Consider the following 22,763-nt stretch of genomic DNA (forward strand, 5'->3'; position numbering starts at 1 on the left):
AAAATAAAATTTCCAAACCGCTCTTATCCACCTGCCCATTTGGGCTAACCGTTGACTTCATTAGCTTTAAAACAAGGACACCAAATCGCATCCCATATGCACCAGCAATAATAATTGCCGGAATTTCAATAATACCGTGCGGCAACAAGCCTTTAAAAATCATTTCCATTACAGTGCCCGCTCCATGCAGCTCAGCTGTCCGGTTCACCAAATAACCAATAATCATGCCATTAAAGACGAGGAAGAAAAGCGGAACTACTCCAAGAAAAGCACCAAGGTACATGATGAAGATGGATTTAATGGCATTGTTGAAAAAAATGAACAATATATAGCTCATCGTCGGATTGTCTGACTGATCGAGCTGCTGTGCCAGCTCCGCTATCGCCTTCAGCTGTTGATCCATCATATCGCTAATTGCCGTATTGCTTCCACCTACAACAATGCCGGCAAAAAATAAGATACACCCAAAAGCAATATAGCCGCTCATCGAGCGAAAATGATCGAGAATTTCCCGAGGCTTAAACAAATGATGCCCTCCTCTGCCCATTATAAATTGAACAAGCATGAATAACTTGGCGCTATGAGCATAGATTGTACTAGAACAAGCTTCCATTAGAGAGGAGAGCCCGCCTAAGATGAACTTTTTTTATGTAATGAACGGTCGTAAAATCAAGCACTACAGTCTTATTGTACTTGCACTCGTATTTTCGGTAGGCGTCATTTACGCGGAGCGCGACAATATTACGGTGTTTTCACCGCAACAGCCCGCTGCCATCTACAGTGTTCCGACAGAAAAGAAAGTTGTGGCCCTTACGTTTGATATTAGCTGGGGCGAAAAACGCGCGGAGCCAATACTGAAAGTGCTTAAGGACAAAGGTATTACGAAAGCGACCTTTTTTCTATCGTCGCCCTGGATTCAATCGCATTCCGATATTGTGAAGAAAATAACCGACGCCGGTTATGAGATCGGAAGCCATGGTCACAAGCATGATTATTACAGCAAGCTGAGCGACGATGAAATCCGTACGCAAATATCTACTGCTCATTCGATTATTTCCGATACGACTGGCAAACAGCCTAACTTGATTCGAATGCCGAATGGCGATTTTGACAAACGGGTGCTCCGTATTGCGAGCGAAATGAACTATAAGGTCATTCAATGGGACACCGACTCCCTGGACTGGATGAACATTGGCACCGATAAAATCATTAGCCGAGTAGTGAGTCGCGCTCATCCTGGCGATATCATATTGATGCATGCCAGCGATTCCGTAAAACAAACGCATGAAGCACTGCCCGTTATTATCGACCAGCTGCGCTCCAAGGGCTATGACTTCGTGACGGTGACGGAGCTCATTACACAGACGGAAACCGAGGGCAAAGCCGTACAAGACAAATCCACCCTCTCCTCCACCGGTACAAGCCAATTGAACGCAGCAGTGAAGCGTTAAGCGATGCAGGTTTAAAAATAGCTCCTACATTAAGCGACCGGCTTTGCAGATGATGCAGATTCGGTCGCTTCGCTTTTCAAAATCCGCGGCAGCATCAAAATTTGGTATGCATTACATGCAAACAACGGCACAATCATAAAGATGACGGCGGCCATATTAGTCTCCCCTTTTAAAGCCGGAGAAGCTTCAATGAACGTAACGGTGAACATTAGGAAAACGGTCGGCACAAAAGCTACCGCTTTCGTCTGCTTCACCTTTATATAAGACACAGCAAGGGAGAACAGCATAAGCAGAAGCGGCAAAAGCCAGAAGAACCAGCCATTCGTCCGCTGCTCAAACAGCAAATAGCCTAAAGCAAATGCTGCAAACACGGTGGTATAGCCTTGCAGCGTATTCCAGAGATAGCTTTTGCGAAATATGCTAAGCGCGATATAATTTAAAGTCAAATAAGCAAAGAAGCACATTTGGCTGAATACACCAAACATAAGGCCAACAAGTGCCATCATAGCAAAATTGAATCCTGAGGCATCCAGTCCCATAAAGCCGAATTCTGGATCCGTCCACTGCATCGTTATTCCGCATATCGCTGTAGCCAAACCACCGACTGCCATACAGCTCCAAAAAAGAAAAAACCATTTTCTGATATTCACGTTTGACATCCCCCTAAATTTTTCAAGCACTACCTGTCCAACACCCTTTATTTTACCACGTTCACATTAAAAAGCTAACCTTTCCCCATGATAATGGACGGAACTTTGGCACATACTACTCCCATCAATACAGGAATGCTGCCACGAAGGGAGAACACGAATCATGCGCATTCGTATGACGGTATTTATGCTTCTCATTGCAACGTCCTTTGTCTTGACCAGTTGTGGATCGGAATCATCGGGAAGCAGCCAGCAAGTCACGTACAAAGACATGAAATCCATGGTCATTGATATACTCAAAACGGAGGATGCTCAAAAAGCGCTCCAGGAATCGGCTCAGCAAATGTCGGGCTATAATGGAAACACGTCCAAGCTTCTGTCTGTGCAGGATCAGGAGCAAGTTCGTCTGGCGGTGAAGGATGTATTGGTCGCACCTGAATATGACAAGGTAATCAAAACGCTGATGACCGACGTTCGTTTCGCCGGGGAATTTGCCAAAGCCGTCAATAAGCAGAACAAGGACATTCACAAGCAGCTGCTTAAGGACCCGTCGTATCAGGAGCAGTTAATTAAGGTGATGAAAAATCCGGAGATGGACAAGATGATTTTGGAGGTGCTGCAAAGCACGCAGTATAAAAAACAAGTCATGTCGATTATGCAGGAGTCGATGCAAAATCCGCTTTTCCGGCTTGAAGTGCTCGATCTAATGAAGAAAGCCGTTCAAGAAGAACTGAAGCCAAAGCCTAACGAGAAGGTCGACAAGCAGGGCTCTGGAGAAGAGCAACAAAGCTCCGGTGATGATAGTGGCGGCGACCAGCAGGATTCTGGCTCGGGAGACGGGCAGCAGGATAGTGCCATGTAGCTTGTGATCAAAAATGAAATGGCTAACGCCGTCCTAGTTAAAAAGAAAGTAAAAAAGCCCCGCTGTGAATGCAGTTAGGCCAGCTATCTGGCTAATGCTTCATTCATATGCAGGGCTTTTGTCATTTTCGTTATTAAATTGAAGGAACGGGAGCTATTCGCATTTTTGCAGCACTTTGTCTGCTAGCTCCAGATACAGCTGGCCTGTCTCGCTCTCAGCCTTGTATACGGACGGCGAGAAGTCCGGCTCTGATGGATGATTATCCGGCGCACCAAGCGGAATTTGGGACAGCAGCTCGGCATGAAGCGACTCCGCTAGCCTTCCACCACCGCCGCGGCCAAAAATGTACTCCGGCTCGCCGCATTTGCTGCATTTGTAATACGCCATATTTTCTACGATACCGATGATTTCATGCTCGGTCTTAATCGCCATTGCTCCTGCGCGGGCAGCAACGAATGCAGCTGTAGCATGCGGCGTCGTAACGATAATTTCTTTGCTTTGCGGGATAATCTGATGAACGTCCAGCGCTACATCGCCTGTTCCCGGCGGCAGGTCAAGCAGTAAATAATCAAGCTGACCCCATTCGATTTCGTCAAAAAAGTTGCGCAGCATCTTGCCCAGCATCGGCCCGCGCCATACGATCGGGCTGTTATCCTCGACGAAAAAGCCCATCGACATCACCTTCACCCCGAATTTTTCAATCGGGATGACCCGCTCGTTCACGACCTGCGGGCGCTCTTCAATGCCCATCATATCGGGCACGCTGAAGCCGTAAATGTCGGCGTCGATTATGCCGACACGCTTGCCCCTGCGAGCGAGAGCGACCGCGAGGTTCACGGTCACTGTGGATTTGCCGACGCCGCCCTTGCCGCTGGCGACGGCAATGAACTGCACCCCGCTGCGGGCATCCAGCAGCGGGCTCGCCAGCCCGGCCCCGTGGCCTTGCACGGGGCCGGCGGCGCCTGCGCCTGCGGCAGCGGAGGCTTCGCCGCCGCCGCTTGGCGCCCCGCGCTGCGCGGATGCATCCGCCGCAGCTGCGGGCTCTAGCGCACGAAACCGGCAATGCACGGTTTCGGCGCCCAGCCGCGCTAGCGCTTCGCGCAGCGCGGCTTCCAGCGAGGGCTTCGCCTCCTCGCTGGCAATCAGGACCGTCAGTGAAACTTGACGGTCCTTCACCATCACATCGCGGACGGCTACCTCGCCCGCCGTATATATCGCCGTTACTGCTTCAACGGCTTCCAAAGCTTGCTCACGTGTTAACATAGGATACGTCCCCACCTTTATGTATGCGATTACTGCTTATTAATAATGATTATAGCATAGTTAAGCAGCAACATTCATTGCTGTAACGTGTCGAAACGGTTTCATCCTTGTGGCGTGCCCTCTGCCGGCAGCATCATTTTTCTCCAGCAGCGAATCTCAAAAGCCCTTGATAGATGGAAGCCGCCACCTTCCGCTGGTATTCCGAATCGGCTAGTCTGGCCGCTTCCCCCGGATTAGACAGAAAACCGACTTCAATCAAGGCCGTAGGCACCTCCGTAATGGCTTTAAGCAAATAGACGGAATTTTCCGTTGCTGCAACGCGACTCGTATTTTCCAAATTGCGTTTAATTTCGTTCTGGATAGCCGCAGCAAGCAGCTTGCTGCCGAGATGAGTAGCCGGATTGTAAAAGGTTTGTGCCCCTGACCATTTTGCTGATGGAATACTGTTCATATGGATGCTTACGACCAAATTAGGCTGGCTCTCCTTGATGATATTGACACGCTTATGCAAATCCTCCGTTTTCCGTCTGCTGTAGGTTTTCGTATCCGGAGCTGCCAGATCATAATCCCCTTCGCGCGTCAGCACGACAATAGCTCCCGCCTGCTGCAAATAATCGCGCAAATAAAGCGCAATTGCCATATTCAAATCTTTCTCAACGACTCCCTGCTTGCTCACCGCCCCGCCGTCCACTCCCCCATGTCCAGCATCAAGCGCGATCGTTTTACCAGATAACGGCGTTGCCCACGTCTTCCATGTCCGTGCAGTTCGTTCATCTCCATAAGTAAGCAGCGTCCATACGAGTGCAATGGCCAGCGCAGCGGCAGTCAAGCGCAGCGCTCCCTTTAGTGTTATCCAAACGACCCAGCGTCGTCCCCATCGGCGCAAAAAAACCACCCCGTCCTCCATAAATAATAATCAGCACCAGCTTGGCCGGCGCTCATTATCATCTATATGGGACGAGATGGTTATTTATGAGTGTGCCTCTGCACGTTCACAGTAACACACAATAAAAATGATTAGGTGACAGACTGCTCGGCAAGCCTTTTTCAGTAATGATTATTTATGCAAGCCGCACTCTGTTTTTTCTTGTCCTGACCAGCGTCCAGCACGTGGGTCCTCGCCTGGCATAACTTGACGCGTACAATATTGGCAGCCAATGCTCGGATAGTTCTGATCATGAAGCGGATTATAAATAACATCATTTTCGCGGATATAATTCCATACATCCTCTGATGTCCAATGGGCAATTGGATTAAACTTGACCAACCCGAATTTTGTATCGTATTCGATTTTTTTAGCGTTGGCACGTGTTGGCGCCTGATCACGACGAATACCTGTTATCCATGCTTCATATTGGGACAGTATGCGGGTAAGCGGCTCTACCTTACGAATGTTGCAGCATTGATTGGCATCTGACTTCCATAGCTCTTCGCCATATTGCGCAGCTTGCTGCTCCGGCGTAATTTTCGGCTTCACTTCTACGAATGGGATTCCTGGATAACGCTCGATCATACGATCACGAGTCTCATATGTTTCTTTGAAATGAAAATCAGTATCCAAGTAGAAAATATCTGTTGCTGGGCTAATCTTCTGCAGCATGTCTACAAGCACAACATCCTCTGCACCGAAGCTACATGCAAAAGTCAGATTAGGGAATGTCGCTACAGCAAATGCAATAATTTCTTCTGGCGTTGCATTTTCAAGCTCCACAGCTTGCTTGGCAATAAGCGCTTCCTTCTCAAAAAGATTCATCTATTTATCCCTCCGTATCAATTCCAAGTATATTGATCTGTATTTGAGTTTAATTATACGTCGTCCTCTTACAATCTTCAATATCTAGTTTACTCCAAAATGAAATAAAGTTTGCTTATATTCCGAAAAAACAGGCTCAAAGCACGCTTCTTCTACTTGTCCCATCTGCATTTTCTGTATTTCCTTCGGCCTGCCTGCTGGCAATAGATCAGGTTGGTTTTTTCAGCGACTTTTATATGCTTTTGCAGACTATGATTGACGGTCTTTTGCTTTGTTCCTTTTAAAAAGCAACAAAAAACCCCCGGCCAGAGGGCCAGGGGCTGTAAAACATATTAACGTTTCGAGAATTGTGGCGCGCGACGAGCCGCTTTAAGACCGTATTTTTTACGTTCTTTCATACGTGGGTCACGAGTCAGGAATCCAGCGCGTTTCAAAGCTGGACGGTATTCAGCGTCTACTTTCAGTAGAGCGCGGGAAATACCATGACGGATAGCGCCTGCTTGACCGGACATACCGCCGCCGTTAGCAATAACCAATACATCATATTGCGTCAGCGTTTCTGTCAGGTTAAGCGGTTGTTTAACGATTAGTTTCAATGTTTCCAAACCGAAGTATTCGTTGATATCACGTTTGTTAATGATGATTCGTCCTTCACCTGGCACGAGACGTACACGTGCAACAGAGTGTTTACGACGACCCGTTCCATAGTATTGCACTTGAGCCATGAAACTGTCCTCCCCTTTAATTACCCGCGAAGTTCGTAAACTTCAGGATTTTGTGCTTGGTGCGGATGTACCGAACCAGCGTATGCTTTAAGTCTAAGCTTCATTTTGTTACCTTGACGTGTTTTTGGCAACATGCCGTGAACAGCCAATTCGATAACGCGATCAGGCTTTTTGTCGATCATCACGTTAGCCGGTGTAACTTTCAAACCACCGGAGTACATCGAGTGACGGTAGTACATTTTGTCTGTCAGTTTTTTACCTGTCAGAACGATTTTTTCAGCGTTGATTACGATAACGAAATCGCCTGTATCAACGTGAGGTGTAAATTGCGGCTTGTGTTTGCCACGGATCAAGCTAGCTGCTTCGCTTGCCAGACGACCGAGGGTTTTACCTTCCGCATCAATGATGTACCATTTACGTTCAACTTCATTTGGCTTAGCCATATAGGTGGTACGCATGGAGATCCTCCTTCATTCGCTTACGTTTAAAATTTAATTTTATCAAAGAACGTTTCCGTTCGATTTATAACTGTTATTGCTGCCAAGTTTGTGACGATCTCAGTCGGGGCTGTGGGATAGCCACTAAGAAAGCACAAGTTATATATTACTATATAAAGTGGCCTAAAGCAAGCAGTTTGTACGATTAACTTCTTAGTTCATCTGGATATTCAACTTCGACTAGCGTAAGGCCATGAGGCATTGCCGTTGGTCCAGCCAAAGACCTGCTTTTACCTTCTAATATGTGCTTCATATCTTCCGGCTTGAGCTTGCCTTGCCCCACCCATAGCAGCGTCCCCATAATAACCCGCACCATATTGTACAAAAAACCATTGCCAGTCACGTACATATGAAGCTTGCTGCCCTGCTGCTCAAAATACGCCTCATAAATCGTTCTTATATGATGCGGCTTTGTCGAATGAATAGATGTGAAGGAAGTAAAATCATGCTCGCCGATCACATAAGGAAGTGCCTTCGCCATAGCCTCTGCATCTAAACGCATCGGATAATGAAAGCAATACTCGCGGGTGAATACATCTGGGAACTTGCCACGGTCTATCGAATAACGATACGTTTTTCGTTTGGCTGAGCGCCGGGAATGAAAATGCTCCGGCACCTCGAACGCCTCCAAAATAACAATATCCTTTGGCAGCCTCGTATTCAGTGCAATTGCCCATCTTTCCACCGGTATGACGGATTTCGTATGAAAATTGAATACCTGACCCATAGCATGAACGCCTGCATCTGTCCGGCCCGAGCCAATGATATTAATTTCCTCACCCGTAAGTGCCTTTAACGATTTCTCAATCTCCTGCTGCACCGTTCTGAGATGCGGCTCCAGCTGAGACTGGAAGCCATTAAACTGCGCCCCATCGTAGCTAACCTTTACTGCAATATTTCGCATGTGGAATTCCTCCCAGGCCCCCAAGAGGGCTTCTAGCCAAACCTTCAATGGTTTCTATCCCAAACCCTCAATCGAGAATTTACCCAAACCTTCAAGGCTTTCCAGCCTTCAGCTCCCTCATCTCTTTTCCGCATCCACAAGAGCTGCACCGCAGTTCCTGCTTTGTAGCAACCACTGGCAGCAAATTCTTTGCTGCTCAATGCAAGATTAAGGAGAGGGCCGTTTGGCCGACATAGTAGTATCACTTAGTAATGGGGCACAACTCGTTATTAATAATCAGACAACAACGCTCGTAAGCCCAAGCTTTCACGGAATGCACGCCCACCCAAAGCTTCACACTATCATCAGCCAACGCTAAGCCAATCATCCCGGCCCTCACAAAAGCCAGCGCACATGCAAAAACGACTTCGTCGTCCTTCTAGGACGCTTGAAGAGCTTTGCCTTAGAATTTTTAGCGGATATAAAGATGAAACTTATATATTCTTAGAATTAAAAAAAGGTGGCCTCGAGGGTCCACCCTTTCTCATGTTACGCGCGGTCTACCAGTTCCAAATATACCATTGGCGCAGCGTCGCCACGGCGAGGTCCTAGTTTCAAAATCCGCGTGTATCCGCCCGGACGCTCCGAGTAACGGGGGCCCAGCTCAGAGAACAATTTTTGGATTGCATCTTGCTCTCCATCGATTGTTTCACGACGCACGTAAGCTGCTACTTGACGACGAGCGTGCAAGTCACCTTGCTTCGCTTTCGTGATCAGCTTTTCAGCGATCGAACGAACCTCTTTCGCTTTTGCTTCCGTTGTTTGAATACGCTCATAAAGGAAAAGGTCAGTAACGAGATCACGGAACAATGCTTTCCGCGCGCTAGCGTTACGGCCTAGTTTTTGATATGCCATCTTGATTTTACCTCCCTTGCCTGTAGTCTAGACTAATTGATGCTACTCTTCCATGCGCAGGCCAAGACCTAGTTCTTCCAGCTTCTCTTGAACTTCCTCAAGCGACTTGCGGCCCAAGTTGCGAACCTTCATCATGTCCTCTTCGGATTTCGTAATCAGCTCTTGAACGGTATTAATGCCTGCACGCTTCAAGCAGTTGTATGAACGTACGGAAAGATCGAGTTCTTCGATAGTCATCTCCAGAACTTTCTCTTTTTTGTCTTCTTCCTTCTCCACCATAATCTCGGCATCCTTCGCTTCGTCAGTCAAGCCAACGAATAGATCCAAATGCTCAGTCAAGATTTTAGCGCCGAGGCTTACAGCCTCTTCCGGACGAATACTGCCGTCAGTCCAAACTTCCAGCGTAAGCTTATCATAGTTAGTCACTTGACCAACACGAGTATTCTCCACACTGTAATTTACACGTGTAATTGGCGTGTAAATCGAATCAACCGGGATTACTCCAATCGGTTGATCTTCCCTTTTATTACGGTCCGCTTGCACATATCCGCGTCCCCGATTAGCAAAAACACGCATATGGAGCCGCGCGCCGGAGGCCAAGGTGGCGATGTGAAGATCAGGGTTCAAAATCTCGACATCGCTGTCAGCACGAATATCGCCCGCCGTAACGATTCCTTCGCCTTCAGCGTCGATTTCCAAAACCTTCTCTTCATCGGAGTGGATTTTCAACGAGAGGCCCTTCAGGTTCAGAATGATTTCCGTTACGTCTTCCATCACTCCTGGAACTGTAGAGAACTCGTGAAGCACTCCGTCGATCTGAACGGAAGTAACAGCTGCACCCGGCAAAGACGACAACAAAATTCGGCGAAGCGAATTTCCAAGCGTCGTGCCGTAGCCACGCTCGAGCGGCTCAACAATGAACCGTCCGTAAGTCCCATCCTCGTTCAAATCCACGGTCTCGATTTTCGGCTTTTCGATCTCAATCACTAATAGTACCCTCCTTCAAACGTCGCTCCGTTACCATACCGTATCTTAAGTCAAATCTCGTAGTATGCCAAACCTTCACAACCATTATTCACAAGTTGCTGTCATTTGATACCACAGTGGATCTAACTATACGCGACGACGTTTTGGTGGACGGCATCCGTTATGAGGCACTGGAGTAACGTCTTTAATCAGGTTAACTTCAAGACCTGCTGCTTGAAGCGAACGAATAGCTGCTTCACGACCAGCGCCTGGACCTTTAACCATAACCTCAACGGTTTTCATGCCATGTTCCATTGCTGCTTTAGCTGCAGTTTCAGCTGCCATTTGAGCTGCGAAAGGCGTGCTTTTACGCGAACCTCTGAAACCCATGTTACCGGAGCTTGCCCAAGAGATTGCATTGCCGTGAGGGTCCGTAATTGTAACAATCGTGTTATTGAATGTCGAGCGAATGTGAGCGACGCCAGACTCAATATTTTTCCGATCACGACGTTTTGTACGAACGACTTTTTTCGGTTTTGCCATTATCCTATTTCACCTCTTCTTATTTCTTTTTGTTAGCTACAGTCCGACGAGGACCTTTACGCGTACGCGCATTTGTTTTCGTGCGTTGACCGCGAACAGGCAAACCACGACGGTGACGAACACCACGGTAACATCCGATTTCAATCAGACGTTTGATGTTAAGCGAAATTTCACGACGCAGGTCGCCTTCCACTTTAACTGTTTTGTCAATTGCTTCACGAATTTTCGCAAGCTCGTCTTCTGTCAAATCACGAACACGAGTGTCCGCGTTAACGCCAGTTGTGCTCAAGATCTTTTGTGAAGTCACTTTGCCAATACCGAAAATGTATGTCAGAGCGATTTCGACGCGCTTATCACGCGGCAAGTCTACACCAGCTATACGTGCCATAGGCCGTTATCCCTCCTTCTATCCTTGTTTTTGTTTGTGTTTCGGATTTTCACAAATCACCATAACGTTGCCTTTGCGACGAATGACTTTGCATTTTTCGCAAATCGGCTTAACCGAAGGTCTAACCTTCATTGTGATTACCTCCCGAATCTTTCGCTCGTAAACCGCAATGCGGCCTACTTACGATAGGTGATGCGCCCTTTTGTTAAATCATAAGGCGATAACTGTATAACCACCTTGTCTCCCGTCAGAATACGAATAAAGTGCATTCTGAGCTTACCGGAAACATGTGCGAGAATTTGATGACCGTTCTCCAGCTCCACCTTGAATGTGGCATTCGGCAACGGTTCAATCACCGTACCTTCGACCTCAATGATGTCTTCCTTAGCCAACCGTCATTCTCCTTTCGCATGTGCAAACTTCTGTATAACATAACGTAACTTGGTATTGGTCACCCTGCCTGATTCAAGCAAGCTGTTTACAACTTCGCTGCTTATCACAGGCTGTAACTCGAGATGCAGAACGTTCTTCTTCTTCGGCGAGTCAAAGCGCCGCTTATCGCCATCTACAATCATAACGAATCGCTCGTCAATGATAGATATAACGATCGCATAGCAATCTTCATCCTTGCCCCGAAGCACTTTGACAATTTGGCCTACCTGCGGGAACTTATCCATCACTGGCTTACTTCCGCCTGTGGCTTCGAAAGCGTCAAAATTTCAAAACCATTCTCCGTTACGGCAACCGTATGCTCAAAATGAGCACACATCGAGCCGTCTTCCGTTACGACCGTCCAATTGTCTTCAAGCGTGCGGACATATCGTTCACCGATGTTAACCATAGGTTCGATGCAAAGCACCATTCCTGGCTCAAGCTTCGGTCCGCGACCTGGCGTGCCATAGTTCGGAATTTGCGGCTCCTCATGAAGCTTGGCTCCAATTCCATGACCCACAAATTCTCGTACAACCGAGAAGCCAGCCGCTTCGACAACTTGTTGAACAGCATGGGATATCGTAAATAGCCTCTCATTCGGACGGATCAGATTCACGGCCGCATAAAGCGACTGTTCTGCTACATCCAGCAGCCTTTGCACTTCCGGCGTTACTGCCCCAACCGCGTAGGTCCATGCAGAGTCGCCATGATAGCCATTGTACTGCGCTCCGATATCAATACTAATAATATCGCCTTCGTTCAACTTCCGAGGTCCTGGAAAACCATGTACCAGCTCGTCATTTACAGAAGCGCAAATGCTAGCGGGAAAACCATTGTAACCTTTAAAAGAAGGCACTGCACCTTGACTGCGGATATAGTCTTCAGCCAGTTGATCAAGCTCAAGGGTAGTAATACCCGACTTAACCGACTTCGCCATCAACTGATGTGCATCCGCAACAATTCTGCCTGCTTCTCTCATATAGCGCAGCTCCGATTCGGATTTGCGTATAATCATTACAACGAACCTCGCAAGATGGAAGTAATATCGGCTGTTACCGCATTAATTTCCTTCTCGCCATCGACTTCGCGAAGTAGACCTTTATCACTGTAATAGTCAAGAAGTGGAGCCGTTTTGGAAATGTACTCATCAAGACGCGTTCCAACCTTCTCCTCCGTATCATCTGAACGCTGATACAATTCGCCGCCGTCTTTATCACAGACGCCTTCTTGCTTCGGCGGATTGAACAGAATGTGATACGTCGTTCCGCATGTTTTGCAAATGCGTCTTCCAGTTAGGCGTGCCAAGAGGAACCCACGATCAACCTTTAAATTAACGACATGGCCAATGCCTCGGTCAAGTTCCTTCAGCATGCCATCAAGCGCTTCGGCTTGTTGCAATGTCCGAGGAAAACCGTCCAGCAAAAACCCTTTATTGCAATCGTCTAATGAAAGACGTTCTTTTACGATACCGTTCGTAATCTCATCGGGTACGAGCAGCCCTTTATCGACATACTCTTTCGCCTTGAGACCGAGCGCAGTGCCTTCTTTCATAGCAAGGCGGAATGCATCGCCTGTCGAGATATGTGGAATACCAAACTCGGAAACGATTCGTTCAGCTTGCGTTCCTTTACCGGCTCCCGGAGGGCCCATGAATAAAATGTTCATTCGTGTTCCTCACTTTAAACACAATAGGTTCATGCGGGTCCGTACCATCGCAAGCGACGTCACGGAAGCCCGAACAGAACCTATTGTTATTTATTGATAAACCCTTTGTAATGGCGTTTGATCAACTGAGTTTCGATTTGCTTCATCGTATCAAGCGCAACGCCGATAACGATTAGAAGCGAAGTTCCGCCAAGTTGCACCGTTCGCGGCAACCCTGCAAGCGTTCCGAAGAGCACTGGCAAAATGGAGATAACCGCTAGGAAAAGCGCGCCCGTCAATGTAATACGCGACATAACGCGAGTCAGATAAGAAGAAGTTGGTTTGCCCGGGCGAATACCTGGGATATAACCACCGTTCTTTTTCATTTGATCCGCCATTTGTACCGGATTAATTTGAACGAAGGTATAGAAGAAAGTGAAACCGATAATCAACAGTACATACAAGACCATACCAAGCGGTTTGTCATAATACATATTATTGATAATCCAGTTTGCCCATGCCGATCCATTCCAGAACTGAGCGATCGTAATCGGGAACATCAAAAGCGATACCGCGAAAATAACCGGAATAACACCTGCTCCGTTTACTTTCATTGGGATATGCGTTGATTGTCCGCCGTACATTTTTCTGCCCACTACGCGTTTAGCGTATTGAACAGGAATTTTACGAATCCCTTGCTGAACAAAGATAACACCGATGATAATGGCAATGATCGCAATAACGATCAGAACCATTTTACCAATATTCCAGAACAATGCAGCTTCTTGACCAATAAATTGATCTTGCCAAATTGTACGGATGTGGCCTGGGATACCGGCAGCGATACCTGCAAAGATCAGGATCGAAATGCCGTTACCAATACCACGCTCAGTAATTTGTTCGCCTAGCCACATCAAGAAAGCAGTACCTGCAGTCAAGATGATAGCAACAACCAAATAATCAACGAAGGTTGCACCAGGAATCATCTCATTGCCATATTGGCGATTGAAGCCGATTGCTGTTGCAAAACCTTGAACCAAACCAAGAATAACCGTGCCGTAACGAGTAATTTGAGCGAGCTTACGTTTTCCGTTCTCGCCTTCCTTCGCCCACTCTGCAAATTTAGGAATAACATCCATTGATAACAGCTGCACGATAATCGAAGCTGTGATATATGGCATAATCCCAATTGCAAAAATAGAGAATTTGAAAAGCGCTCCACCAGAAAACGTGTTAAGCAAGCCGAACAAATCTGCACCTGCGCGATCAACTTGTTTGAACACTTCTTTATTGACGCCCGGTACCGGAATGAAAGAACCAATCCGGTAGATGAGCAGGATGAAAAGCGTAAATAGAATGCGCGAGCGCAAATCCGCAACTTTCCAAATGTTGGACACGGTTTTGAACAATTAGATCACCTCGGTTTTACCGCCGGCAGCCTGGATTTTCTCTACCGCAGATTGAGAGAACTTGCTTGCTTTTACAGTCAGTTGGACGTTGATTTCACCGTTACCCAAAATCTTAATGCCCGCTAGTGGATTTTTTACAATCCCTTGCTCAAGAAGAACTTCTGGTGTGACTTCGGTGCCTGCTGCAAAGCTGTTAAGCTCTTCAATGTTGATTATGGCATACTCTTTACGGAAACGGTTGTTAAATCCGCGTTTCGGTACACGACGGTACAATGGGTTTTGACCACCCTCGAAACCAGGACGAACACCGCCGCCGGAGCGAGCATTTTGACCTTTGTGACCACGTCCAGCTGTTTTACCGTTACCGGTACCAATACCGCGACCTTTACGTTTTGGCGTTTGCTTGGAACCTGGTGCTGGTGCGAGTTCATGCAATTTCATCGTTCTTGCACCTCCTTGTTTATTTCTTGGTATGAATGACTTTTCTATACTTCTTCGACTTTAACCAAGTGGCTAACATGTTTAACCATGCCGCGAATAGCTACAGTATCGTTCAATTCAACGGTTTGACGGATTTTACGAAGTCCCAGCGATGCTACAGTAGCACGCTGTTTCTCGTTACGGCCGATCAAACTGCGAACGAGGGTGATTTGCAATTTTGCCATCGTATACCCCTCCTTAACCTAACAGCTCTTCGACAGTTTTACCACGAAGCTTCGCAACATCTTCAGCACGTTTCAAACGTGAAAGACCTTCGAGCGTTGCGTTAACCATGTTCATGGAGTTCGAAGAACCGAGGGATTTCGTCAAAATATCGCCAACGCCAGCAAGTTCAAGAACTGCACGAACCGGGCCACCAGCGATAACACCTGTACCTTCGGATGCCGGCTTCAGGAGAACTTCTCCAGCGCCGAAATGTCCTAGCACAAGGTGAGGAATTGTTGTACCAACGATTGGAACATGAATCAGGTTTTTCTTAGCATCTTCGATACCTTTGCGGATTGCATCAGGTACTTCGCCTGCTTTACCGATTCCTGCGCCAACATAGCCGTTGCCGTCGCCAACTACTACCAATGCACTAAAGCTGAAGCGGCGTCCGCCTTTAACAACTTTGGCAACACGGTTGATGTTGACAACTTTTTCAGTAAGTTCTAACGTATTCGGATCTATACGCAAGTCGTTTAACCTCCTTATAAGTAAAGTCGATTAGAATTCCAGACCAGCTTCGCGAGCTGCATCAGCAAGCGCCTGAATTCTTCCGTGATACAAGTAACCACCGCGATCAAAAACTACTTGGTTTACACCTTTCGCTTGAGCGCGTTTTGCAAGCAATTCGCCTACTTTACGAGCAGCCTCAACGCTGCCGCCGTTGCCGATAGCTTCAGCCAGCTCTTTGTCTTGTGTAGAAGCAGCAGCAAGTGTTACTCCTTGTACATCATCGATCAATTGAGCATACATATGCTTAGCGGAACGAAACACCGACAGACGTGGACGTGCAACCGTTCCATTGATTTTTTTACGAACACGCAAGTGTCTTTTCAGACGTGCCTTGTTTTTATCGCCTTTCGTAATCATTCAAGGTTCACTCCTTTCCAATTCCTCATACCGCTATGTTAAGCAGCCCTATCAGACTGCTTATTTCTTCTTACCAGCTTTACCTTCTTTGCGGATAATACGCTCGCCTTCGTACTTGATACCTTTACCTTTATACGGCTCAGGCTCACGTACTGAACGGATTTTGGCAGCAAATGCGCCAACGAGTTCTTTATCAATTCCGCGAACAGTAATTTTCGTGTTTGCAGGAACGTCGAACTCGATTCCGCCTTCAGGAGCGATTTCCACTGGGTGAGAGTAACCAACGTTAAGAACGATTTTCTCACCATTTTTGCTTGCACGATAACCTACGCCAACGAGTTCAAGATTTTTCGAGAATCCGTCAGTAACTCCGCTCACCATGTTAGCGATGATGCTGCGAGTAGTACCGTGCAAAGAGCGATGCAATTTATTGTCAGAAGGACGTTCAATGACGATCTCCGTTTCACTCACATTGACTTTCATATCTTTGTGATATTCACGAGAAAGCGTTCCTTTAGGTCCTTTAACAGTGATAACTGAATTTTCCAAGTTAATTGTTACGCCGTTAGGCACTTGGATTGGCTTGCGACCAATACGGGACATCGTTACACCTCCAATCTTTGTGACTTGTTAATTACCAAACGTAGCAGACGACTTCGCCGCCAGCTTTGCCTTGACGTGCTTCTTTATCAGTCATAATCCCTTTGGACGTGGAAATAATAGCAATTCCCAGACCGCCCAGTACACGAGGGATCTCATTAGATTTTGTATAAACGCGAAGTCCTGGTTTAGAAATACGTTTCAGACCAGTGATTACACGCTCTTGGCTCGGGCCGTATTTCAAGAAAATACGGATAATCCCTTGCTTGTTATCCTCGATATATTCAGCATCGCGGATGAAACCCTCACGCTTCAGAATTTCAGCGATTTCCTTCTTCACTTTCGAAGCGGGCATTTCAACGGTTTCATGGCGAACAAGGTTCGCGTTGCGAATGCGTGTCAGCATATCTGCAATCGGATCAGACATAACCATTTGTGTTAACCTCCTTCCCGAACTAGGCTTATTACCAGCTTGCTTTCTTAACGCCAGGGATCTGGCCTTTGTATGCTAACTCACGGAAACAAATCCGGCAAACTTTAAACTTTTGCAAAACAGAGTGCGGACGGCCACAACGTTCACAGCGCGTGTACGCACGCACTTTAAATTTCGGTGTACGCTGTTGCTTCACTTTCATCGAAGTTTTTGCCACTGGGTATTACACCTCCTAAAAGTGGATTACTTCGCAAATGGCATACCCAATTGGGTGAGCAATTCGCGAGATTCTTCGTCCGTTTTTGCCGTCGTCACGATGACGATATCCATACCACGAACTTTATCAACTTTATCGTATTCAATCTCCGGGAAGATCAATTGCTCTTTCAAACCCAGTGTGTAGTTACCGCGACCGTCAAATGCTTTTGAAGATACACCGCGGAAGTCACGAACACGTGGGAGGGAGATGTTGAACAGCTTATCCAGGAAGTAATACATACGCTCGCCGCGCAGTGTTACTTTAACCCCGATTGGCATGTTCTCACGAAGTTTGAAGCCGGCAATGGACTTCTTCGCGCGAGTTACAACCGGTTTTTGACCGGCAATTTGACGAAGCTCTTCAACAGCAACATCAAGTACTTTCGAGTTAGCAACCGCTTCGCCGACACCCATATTGATGACGACTTTCTCGATTTTAGGCACTTGCATAACTGTTGTATAGTTAAACTTCTGCATCAGAGCAGGAGTGATCTCGTTTAGAAAACGATCCTTCATTCTTGCAGCCATGATTCATGGTCCTCCTTCCTACAGTAACGTTAGTCGATTACTTCGCCGGAACGTTTTGCGATCCGAACTTTTTTGCCGTTATCAAGCACTTTGTATCCAATGCGAGTTACTTTACCGCTCTTCGGATCAATGTGCATCACGTTCGAAACGTGGATCGGCGCTTCTTGCTCGATAATACCGCCCTGCGGGTTAGCCTGCGATGGACGAGTATGCTTTTTAACCATATTGACGCCTTCTACAAGTACGCGATTTTCACGCGGGTATGCAGCGATTACACGGCCTTTTTTGCCTTTATCCTTACCGGAAATGACGATGACCGTATCATCTTTTTTAACGTGCAATTTATTGTTATGCGATTCAAGAATTTTTTTCAATCTTGGCATGAGTTACACCTCCTGCATGCTTGATGATCAAGCTATTGCAATCCCTTGGGGACTTTTATTAGATAACCTCTGGTGCAAGCGATACGATTTTCATGAAATCTTTATCGCGCAGCTCACGAGCAACTGGTCCAAAAATACGAGTACCACGTGGGCTCTTGTCTTCTTTAACGATTACAGCTGCATTTTCGTCAAATGCGATGTAGGAACCGTCTTTACGACGAACCGTACGCTTTGTACGAACGATAACTGCTTTAACAACATCACCTTTTTTGACAACGCCGCCTGGTGTTGCTTGTTTAACGGAACAAACGATCAAATCGCCGATAGCCGCTACGCGACGACCAGTTCCACCAAGTACACGGATACACATCAGTTCTTTAGCTCCTGAGTTGTCAGCGACACGCAAACGGGAAAATGGTTGAATCATGTCAACGTCCTCCTTTCGGACAAAACTAGATTACATTTTCAAACTTAAAGGACAATCGCTACTTCAACAATCTCCACGAGTCTGAAGCGTTTGTCTTTCGAAAGCGGACGAGTTTCCATAATCTTTACAACATCGCCGATTTTAGCTTCGTTGTTCTCATCATGGGCTTTGAACTTTTTCGTGGATTTGATGCGTTTATGGTACAGGCTGTGCTTTTTGTAAGTTTCAATAGCAACAACAACTGTTTTATCCATTTTGTCACTCACCACTTTACCGACTAACACTTTGCGGGCATTACGTTCGCTCATGTTCTTCCTCCTTCCTTAAACCTTGGCAAATTTTCCTTAGTTAAGGACTACTATTTAGCTGCTGATACCGAGTTCTCTTTCACGCAAGATGGTTTTAGCACGAGCAATTTCTCTCCGTACGTCACGAATCCGTGTCGGATTGTCCAGTTGACCAGTAGCCAATTGGAAACGAAGGTTGAATAGCTCCTCTTTAAAACCATTTACCTTTTGTTCGATCTCAGCAGAGGTTAGGTTACGAAATTCACTAGCCTTCATTTGCTTCACCACCTACTTCTTCGCGTTTCACGAACTTCGTTTTAACAGGCAGTTTGTGTGACGCAAGACGCATTGCTTCGCGAGCAACCTCTTCAGGCACTCCAGCAAGCTCAAACATAATTTTGCCTGGCTTAACGACAGCAACCCATTTCTCAACGTTACCTTTACCGCTACCCATACGAACCTCGAGAGGCTTTTGAGTGATTGGCTTAGCTGGGAAAATCTTAATCCATACTTTACCACCACGTTTGATGTAACGAGTCATAGCAATACGAGCCGATTCGATTTGACGGTTCGTAATCCATGACGGCTCAAGCGCTTGAAGACCGTATTCTCCGAAGGAAACTTCAGTACCGCCTTTAGCGCGACCTTTCATATGTCCGCGTTGTTGCTTGCGGTGTTTGACACGTTTAGGTACCAACATGATTAGTTGCCTCCTTCCTGGGGAGCTTTCTTCTTAGCCGGAAGGACTTCGCCACGGTAGATCCATACTTTTACACCGATACGACCATATGTCGTATGCGCTTCAGCTGTACCATAGTCGATATCAGCACGAAGGGTATGAAGTGGAACTGTACCTTCGCTATAGCCTTCTGAACGAGCAATTTCAGCACCGCCGAGACGTCCGCTAACAGCGGTTTTGATCCCTTTAGCGCCAGCACGCATCGAACGTTGGATCGCTTGTTTCAAAGCACGACGGAAAGAAACACGACGCTCCAGCTGTTGTGCGATACTTTCTGCTACAAGAATAGCATCCATATCTGCTTGTTTAATTTCAGAAATGTTGATGTGAACTTTTTTACCTTTAGTGATTTTACCAAGCTCCGTGCGCAGGTTCTCCACTTCAGAACCGCCTTTACCGATAACCATACCCGGCTTCGCAGTTTGAATCGTCACGTTAACACGGTTAGCCGCGCGCTCGATTTCGATATGGGATACTGCCGCATCCTTAAGTTTGTTCTTCAGGTATTCACGAATTTTCACGTCTTCAATCAGAAGATCGCCGAAGTCTTTGCCTGCGTACCATTTGGATTCCCAATCACGGATAATCCCGACACGAAGACCGACCGGATTTACCTTTTGACCCACACGTTATCCCTCCTTATTTCTCAGATACCACCAAAGTGATGTGGCTGGTTCTTTTGTTGATTTTGCTTGCACGTCCCATTGCACGTGGGCGGAAACGTTTCATAGTTGGACCTTGGTTAACGAAAGCCTGGGAAATAACCAGCTTGTTAACGTCCAATTGATAGTTATGCTCAGCGTTAGCAATAGCAGAGTTCAGCAGCTTCTCCAAAATCGGGGAAGCAGATTTAGGCGTGTGACGCAGAATCGCGATTGCTTCGCCAACTTTCTTGCCGCGAATCAAATCCGCAACGAGTTGAGCTTTACGAGGAGCAATACGTACGAATCTCAAATGCGCTTTAGCTTCAGACATGTGTGAACCTCCTTTCAATCGATAAAGATCTTATAGGCAAAACTATCTTCTGCCTGTTTTCTTATCGTCATCATGACCTTTGTACGTACGAGTTGGTGCAAACTCACCAAGCTTGTGTCCAACCATATCTTCCGTCACCCATACCGGTACGTGCTTACGGCCGTCATAAACGCCGAAAGTGTGACCAATGAATTGCGGGAAAATTGTCGAGCGACGGGACCAAGTTTTGATCACGACTTTTTTGTTTGATTCATTCAAATCCTCGACTTTTTTGAGCAGGTAGCCGTCAACAAACGGTCCTTTTTTCAAACTGCGACCCATGTGGAGTCCTCCCTTCGCGGAACATAACGTGACTTTATGTCACGCAGCCTCATTTAAGCAGTTATTACTTCGTACGACGACGAATAATATATTGGCTCGAAGCTTTTTTCTTCTTGCGGGTTTTGTAACCAAGTGTTGGTTTGCCCCAAGGAGACATTGGCGATTTACGACCGATCGGAGCGCGACCTTCACCACCACCGTGTGGGTGATCGTTAGGGTTCATAACTACGCCGCGGACTTCAGGACGTCTGTTCAACCAACGGGAACGGCCAGCTTTACCGATTTTCACGAGCTCGTGATCTTCGTTACCAACAGAACCGATTGTAGCACGGCAAGTTTTCAGAATACGACGAACTTCACCGGAAGAAAGGCGAATCGACACGTAAACTTCTTCTTTACCAAGAAGCTGAGCTTCAGTACCAGCAGCACGAACCAATTGTCCGCCTTTACCTGGTTGCAATTCAATGTTGTGGATAACCGAACCAACAGGAATGTTACCAAGTGGAAGAGTGTTACCTACTTTAATATCGGCAGTAGGACCAGACATTACTTGATCTCCAACTTTAAGACCTTTTGGAGCGATAATGTAGGCTTTCTCACCATCAGCATAGTGGATTAGAGCGATGTTGGAAGTACGGTTTGGATCGTATTCGATCGTAGCCACTTTACCAGCAATCCCATCCTTAAGACGCTTGAAGTCGATAATCCGATATTTACGTTTGTGTCCGCCGCCTTGATGACGAACCGTAATTTTACCTTGGTTGTTACGACCAGCTTTTTTGAAAAGTGGTGCTAGCAACGATTTCTCCGGTGTGTCTGTTGTGATCTCTTCGAAAGTCGAGACCGACATACCACGACGTGCAGGAGAGGTCGGTTTATACTTTTTAATTGGCACTTGAATTTCCTCCTTTTCTATACAGACGTTTCAAAGAACTCAAGTTCTTTGCTATCATCGCTCAGTTGAACGATTGCTTTTTTCCATTCGGATCTATAACCGCTATATTTACCATAGCGCTTAGGCTTGCCAGCAACACGCATTGTGTTAACGCTAGTAACCTTAACTTTGAAAATTTGCTCAATAGCGTTTTTGATTTCTGTTTTGTTAGAGCGAAGATCAACTTCGAACACGTAACGTTTGGAAACCATGTATTCGCTAGTACGTTCTGTAATAACAGGACGTTTAATAATATCGCGAGGGTTTTTCATTACGCAAACACCTCCTGTACTTTCTCTACAGCATCTTTAGTGATGATGAGCTTGTCATATACAAGTACATCCAGAACATTAATGCCGTCAGCTGCGACGAATTTCACACCTGGAATGTTACGAGCAGACAATGCTACATTGTCATCGTAGCTAGGCAAAACAACAAGCGCTTTACGAGCCACTTTCAGGTTGTTCAAAATAGCTGCGAATTCTTTTGTCTTAGGAGCAGCGAACGACAATTGATCAAGAACGATAATGTCATTTCCGATTACTTTCGAAGACAGAGCCGATTTGATTGCCAAACGGCGAACTTTCTTAGGAAGCTTGAATCCGTAAGAGCGTGGAGTCGGTCCAAATACTGTACCGCCGCCAACCCATTGCGGGGAGCGAATGCTACCTTGACGAGCACGGCCAGTTCCTTTTTGTTTCCAAGGCTTACGACCGCCACCACGTACTTCAGAGCGTCCTTTCGTTTTGTGAGTACCTGCACGTTCAGCAGCTTGCTGAAGCGTAACAGCGCTGTGTAGAACGTGTTTGTTAGGCTCGATACCGAATACGCTATCTGCCAATTCAACCTCGCCTACTTGCGAACCGCTCACATTGTATAATGTTACTTTAGGCATTTATTGTTCCTCCTTTCTTCTAAGAAT

At 46.6% G+C, this 22,763-nt stretch carries 39 protein-coding genes (1 of these 39 running past the window's edge); 2 read left to right on the top strand and 37 right to left on the bottom strand.

All coding sequences use genetic code 11. The annotated features are described in order from the left end of the window. On the bottom strand, positions 1-526 hold the 5' portion of the coding sequence (locus V5J77_RS23640; protein WP_338553270.1) for a stage II sporulation protein M. 101 nt of this gene lie to the left of the window's left edge; 526 of the gene's 627 nt are visible here — the first part of the coding sequence; its start codon is at positions 524-526; its stop codon lies off the left edge, out of view. A gap of 109 nt (positions 527-635) precedes the next feature. Here V5J77_RS23640 and pdaB point away from each other — a divergent pair, with 109 nt between their 5' ends. Beyond that, on the top strand, positions 636-1,451 hold the full coding sequence (pdaB, locus tag V5J77_RS23645; RefSeq protein ID WP_338553271.1) for a polysaccharide deacetylase family sporulation protein PdaB: 816 nt from the start codon (positions 636-638) through the stop codon (positions 1,449-1,451). Positions 1,452-1,480: 29 nt separating this feature from the next. Here the strand turns inward: pdaB and V5J77_RS23650 are convergent, their stop codons facing one another. Next, on the bottom strand, positions 1,481-2,101 hold the full coding sequence (locus V5J77_RS23650; RefSeq protein WP_338553272.1) for a KinB-signaling pathway activation protein: 621 nt from the start codon (positions 2,099-2,101) through the stop codon (positions 1,481-1,483). A gap of 163 nt (positions 2,102-2,264) precedes the next feature. On the opposite strand from V5J77_RS23650, the gene gerD reads away from it, so the two are divergent. Then, positions 2,265-2,963: a spore germination lipoprotein GerD gene (gene gerD, locus V5J77_RS23655; protein WP_338553273.1), complete on the top strand. Its 699-nt coding sequence runs from the start codon at positions 2,265-2,267 to the stop codon at positions 2,961-2,963. Between the two features lie 153 nt (positions 2,964-3,116). On the opposite strand, the gene V5J77_RS23660 is transcribed toward gerD, so the two are convergent. From V5J77_RS23660 to rplD, 35 genes are all read right to left on the bottom strand, one after another. Then, complete coding sequence (locus V5J77_RS23660; RefSeq protein WP_338553274.1) at positions 3,117-4,226, bottom strand: Mrp/NBP35 family ATP-binding protein; 1,110 nt, start codon at positions 4,224-4,226, stop codon at positions 3,117-3,119. A gap of 133 nt (positions 4,227-4,359) precedes the next feature. After that, complete coding sequence (gene cwlD / locus V5J77_RS23665) at positions 4,360-5,112, bottom strand: N-acetylmuramoyl-L-alanine amidase CwlD (RefSeq protein ID WP_338557029.1); 753 nt, start codon at positions 5,110-5,112, stop codon at positions 4,360-4,362. A 171-nt stretch (positions 5,113-5,283) separates the two neighbouring features. Then, complete coding sequence (locus V5J77_RS23670; protein WP_338553275.1) at positions 5,284-5,979, bottom strand: phosphoadenylyl-sulfate reductase; 696 nt, start codon at positions 5,977-5,979, stop codon at positions 5,284-5,286. Between the two features lie 332 nt (positions 5,980-6,311). Continuing rightward, positions 6,312-6,704: a 30S ribosomal protein S9 gene (rpsI, locus tag V5J77_RS23675; RefSeq protein ID WP_046234255.1), complete on the bottom strand. Its 393-nt coding sequence runs from the start codon at positions 6,702-6,704 to the stop codon at positions 6,312-6,314. A gap of 20 nt (positions 6,705-6,724) precedes the next feature. Continuing rightward, complete coding sequence (gene rplM / locus V5J77_RS23680; RefSeq protein ID WP_046234254.1) at positions 6,725-7,162, bottom strand: 50S ribosomal protein L13; 438 nt, start codon at positions 7,160-7,162, stop codon at positions 6,725-6,727. Positions 7,163-7,346: 184 nt separating this feature from the next. Continuing rightward, the gene (truA, locus tag V5J77_RS23685; RefSeq protein WP_338553276.1) at positions 7,347-8,105 is read right to left on the bottom strand and encodes a tRNA pseudouridine(38-40) synthase TruA; all 759 of its coding nucleotides are present in this window, start codon (positions 8,103-8,105) and stop codon (positions 7,347-7,349) included. A gap of 528 nt (positions 8,106-8,633) precedes the next feature. Further along, positions 8,634-8,999, bottom strand: a complete 366-nt coding sequence (gene rplQ, locus V5J77_RS23690) for a 50S ribosomal protein L17 (protein ID WP_046234252.1) — start codon at positions 8,997-8,999, stop codon at positions 8,634-8,636. Between the two features lie 42 nt (positions 9,000-9,041). After that, positions 9,042-9,986 carry a DNA-directed RNA polymerase subunit alpha gene (locus tag V5J77_RS23695; RefSeq protein WP_046234251.1) on the bottom strand — a complete coding sequence of 315 codons (945 nt, stop codon included), beginning with the start codon at positions 9,984-9,986 and terminating at the stop codon, positions 9,042-9,044. Positions 9,987-10,112: 126 nt separating this feature from the next. Continuing rightward, a complete protein-coding gene (gene rpsK, locus V5J77_RS23700; protein WP_046234250.1) occupies positions 10,113-10,508 on the bottom strand; it encodes a 30S ribosomal protein S11 in 396 nt (131 codons plus the stop codon). A 19-nt stretch (positions 10,509-10,527) separates the two neighbouring features. Then, entirely contained in the window at positions 10,528-10,896 is a 369-nt protein-coding gene (gene rpsM, locus V5J77_RS23705) for a 30S ribosomal protein S13 (RefSeq protein WP_046234249.1), read from the bottom strand. Between the two features lie 18 nt (positions 10,897-10,914). Beyond that, positions 10,915-11,028, bottom strand: a complete 114-nt coding sequence (rpmJ, locus tag V5J77_RS23710; protein WP_003333770.1) for a 50S ribosomal protein L36 — start codon at positions 11,026-11,028, stop codon at positions 10,915-10,917. 44 nt (positions 11,029-11,072) lie between these two features. Further along, entirely contained in the window at positions 11,073-11,288 is a 216-nt protein-coding gene (infA, locus tag V5J77_RS23715) for a translation initiation factor IF-1 (RefSeq protein WP_046234248.1), read from the bottom strand. 3 nt (positions 11,289-11,291) lie between these two features. Further along, positions 11,292-11,573, bottom strand: coding sequence for a KOW domain-containing RNA-binding protein (locus V5J77_RS23720; protein WP_338557031.1), 282 nt, complete (start codon positions 11,571-11,573; stop codon positions 11,292-11,294). Then, positions 11,573-12,343 carry a type I methionyl aminopeptidase gene (gene map, locus V5J77_RS23725; protein WP_338553277.1) on the bottom strand — a complete coding sequence of 257 codons (771 nt, stop codon included), beginning with the start codon at positions 12,341-12,343 and terminating at the stop codon, positions 11,573-11,575. The genes V5J77_RS23720 and map overlap by 1 nt, the downstream gene beginning before the upstream one ends. Further along, positions 12,343-12,993, bottom strand: a complete 651-nt coding sequence (locus V5J77_RS23730; RefSeq protein WP_338553278.1) for an adenylate kinase — start codon at positions 12,991-12,993, stop codon at positions 12,343-12,345. Before V5J77_RS23730 ends, map begins: the two co-directional genes overlap by 1 nt. Positions 12,994-13,079: 86 nt before the next feature. Beyond that, positions 13,080-14,381 (bottom strand): preprotein translocase subunit SecY, encoded by a 1,302-nt coding sequence (secY, locus tag V5J77_RS23735; protein ID WP_338553279.1) that lies wholly within the window; start codon positions 14,379-14,381, stop codon positions 13,080-13,082. Then, entirely contained in the window at positions 14,382-14,822 is a 441-nt protein-coding gene (gene rplO, locus V5J77_RS23740; RefSeq protein WP_046234243.1) for a 50S ribosomal protein L15, read from the bottom strand. A 44-nt stretch (positions 14,823-14,866) separates the two neighbouring features. Then, positions 14,867-15,046: a 50S ribosomal protein L30 gene (gene rpmD, locus V5J77_RS23745; RefSeq protein ID WP_046234242.1), complete on the bottom strand. Its 180-nt coding sequence runs from the start codon at positions 15,044-15,046 to the stop codon at positions 14,867-14,869. A gap of 13 nt (positions 15,047-15,059) precedes the next feature. Beyond that, complete coding sequence (gene rpsE / locus V5J77_RS23750) at positions 15,060-15,557, bottom strand: 30S ribosomal protein S5 (protein ID WP_046234241.1); 498 nt, start codon at positions 15,555-15,557, stop codon at positions 15,060-15,062. 30 nt (positions 15,558-15,587) lie between these two features. Then, positions 15,588-15,956, bottom strand: coding sequence for a 50S ribosomal protein L18 (gene rplR / locus V5J77_RS23755; RefSeq protein WP_338553280.1), 369 nt, complete (start codon positions 15,954-15,956; stop codon positions 15,588-15,590). A 60-nt stretch (positions 15,957-16,016) separates the two neighbouring features. Then, positions 16,017-16,559 carry a 50S ribosomal protein L6 gene (gene rplF / locus V5J77_RS23760; RefSeq protein WP_338553281.1) on the bottom strand — a complete coding sequence of 181 codons (543 nt, stop codon included), beginning with the start codon at positions 16,557-16,559 and terminating at the stop codon, positions 16,017-16,019. A gap of 31 nt (positions 16,560-16,590) precedes the next feature. Beyond that, positions 16,591-16,989 (bottom strand): 30S ribosomal protein S8, encoded by a 399-nt coding sequence (gene rpsH, locus V5J77_RS23765; protein ID WP_338553282.1) that lies wholly within the window; start codon positions 16,987-16,989, stop codon positions 16,591-16,593. 31 nt (positions 16,990-17,020) lie between these two features. Beyond that, positions 17,021-17,206 carry a type Z 30S ribosomal protein S14 gene (locus tag V5J77_RS23770; protein ID WP_006037933.1) on the bottom strand — a complete coding sequence of 62 codons (186 nt, stop codon included), beginning with the start codon at positions 17,204-17,206 and terminating at the stop codon, positions 17,021-17,023. Between the two features lie 26 nt (positions 17,207-17,232). Next, complete coding sequence (rplE, locus tag V5J77_RS23775; protein ID WP_338553283.1) at positions 17,233-17,775, bottom strand: 50S ribosomal protein L5; 543 nt, start codon at positions 17,773-17,775, stop codon at positions 17,233-17,235. 29 nt (positions 17,776-17,804) lie between these two features. Further along, positions 17,805-18,158: a 50S ribosomal protein L24 gene (gene rplX, locus V5J77_RS23780; RefSeq protein ID WP_074905002.1), complete on the bottom strand. Its 354-nt coding sequence runs from the start codon at positions 18,156-18,158 to the stop codon at positions 17,805-17,807. A 58-nt stretch (positions 18,159-18,216) separates the two neighbouring features. Beyond that, complete coding sequence (gene rplN, locus V5J77_RS23785) at positions 18,217-18,585, bottom strand: 50S ribosomal protein L14 (RefSeq protein WP_046234236.1); 369 nt, start codon at positions 18,583-18,585, stop codon at positions 18,217-18,219. A gap of 44 nt (positions 18,586-18,629) precedes the next feature. Beyond that, positions 18,630-18,893, bottom strand: a complete 264-nt coding sequence (gene rpsQ, locus V5J77_RS23790; RefSeq protein WP_046234235.1) for a 30S ribosomal protein S17 — start codon at positions 18,891-18,893, stop codon at positions 18,630-18,632. Positions 18,894-18,947: 54 nt separating this feature from the next. After that, the gene (gene rpmC, locus V5J77_RS23795) at positions 18,948-19,148 is read right to left on the bottom strand and encodes a 50S ribosomal protein L29 (RefSeq protein WP_046234234.1); all 201 of its coding nucleotides are present in this window, start codon (positions 19,146-19,148) and stop codon (positions 18,948-18,950) included. Beyond that, complete coding sequence (gene rplP, locus V5J77_RS23800; RefSeq protein WP_046234233.1) at positions 19,138-19,572, bottom strand: 50S ribosomal protein L16; 435 nt, start codon at positions 19,570-19,572, stop codon at positions 19,138-19,140. Before rplP ends, rpmC begins: the two co-directional genes overlap by 11 nt. 2 nt (positions 19,573-19,574) lie before the next feature. Continuing rightward, positions 19,575-20,237 (bottom strand): 30S ribosomal protein S3, encoded by a 663-nt coding sequence (gene rpsC, locus V5J77_RS23805; RefSeq protein WP_338553284.1) that lies wholly within the window; start codon positions 20,235-20,237, stop codon positions 19,575-19,577. Positions 20,238-20,250: 13 nt separating this feature from the next. Beyond that, positions 20,251-20,586, bottom strand: a complete 336-nt coding sequence (rplV, locus tag V5J77_RS23810) for a 50S ribosomal protein L22 (RefSeq protein WP_046234231.1) — start codon at positions 20,584-20,586, stop codon at positions 20,251-20,253. Positions 20,587-20,628: 42 nt separating this feature from the next. Further along, positions 20,629-20,907 carry a 30S ribosomal protein S19 gene (gene rpsS / locus V5J77_RS23815; protein WP_338553285.1) on the bottom strand — a complete coding sequence of 93 codons (279 nt, stop codon included), beginning with the start codon at positions 20,905-20,907 and terminating at the stop codon, positions 20,629-20,631. Positions 20,908-20,971: 64 nt separating this feature from the next. Then, positions 20,972-21,802 (bottom strand): 50S ribosomal protein L2, encoded by an 831-nt coding sequence (rplB, locus tag V5J77_RS23820; RefSeq protein WP_046234229.1) that lies wholly within the window; start codon positions 21,800-21,802, stop codon positions 20,972-20,974. Between the two features lie 17 nt (positions 21,803-21,819). Continuing rightward, the gene (rplW, locus tag V5J77_RS23825) at positions 21,820-22,113 is read right to left on the bottom strand and encodes a 50S ribosomal protein L23 (protein ID WP_046234228.1); all 294 of its coding nucleotides are present in this window, start codon (positions 22,111-22,113) and stop codon (positions 21,820-21,822) included. After that, the gene (gene rplD, locus V5J77_RS23830; RefSeq protein ID WP_338553287.1) at positions 22,113-22,736 is read right to left on the bottom strand and encodes a 50S ribosomal protein L4; all 624 of its coding nucleotides are present in this window, start codon (positions 22,734-22,736) and stop codon (positions 22,113-22,115) included. The genes rplW and rplD overlap by 1 nt, the downstream gene beginning before the upstream one ends. Positions 22,737-22,763 lie beyond the last annotated feature (27 nt).

The sequence above is a fragment of the Paenibacillus sp. KS-LC4 genome, assembly GCF_036894955.1.
Taxonomy (GTDB): Bacteria; Bacillota; Bacilli; order Paenibacillales; family Paenibacillaceae; genus Pristimantibacillus.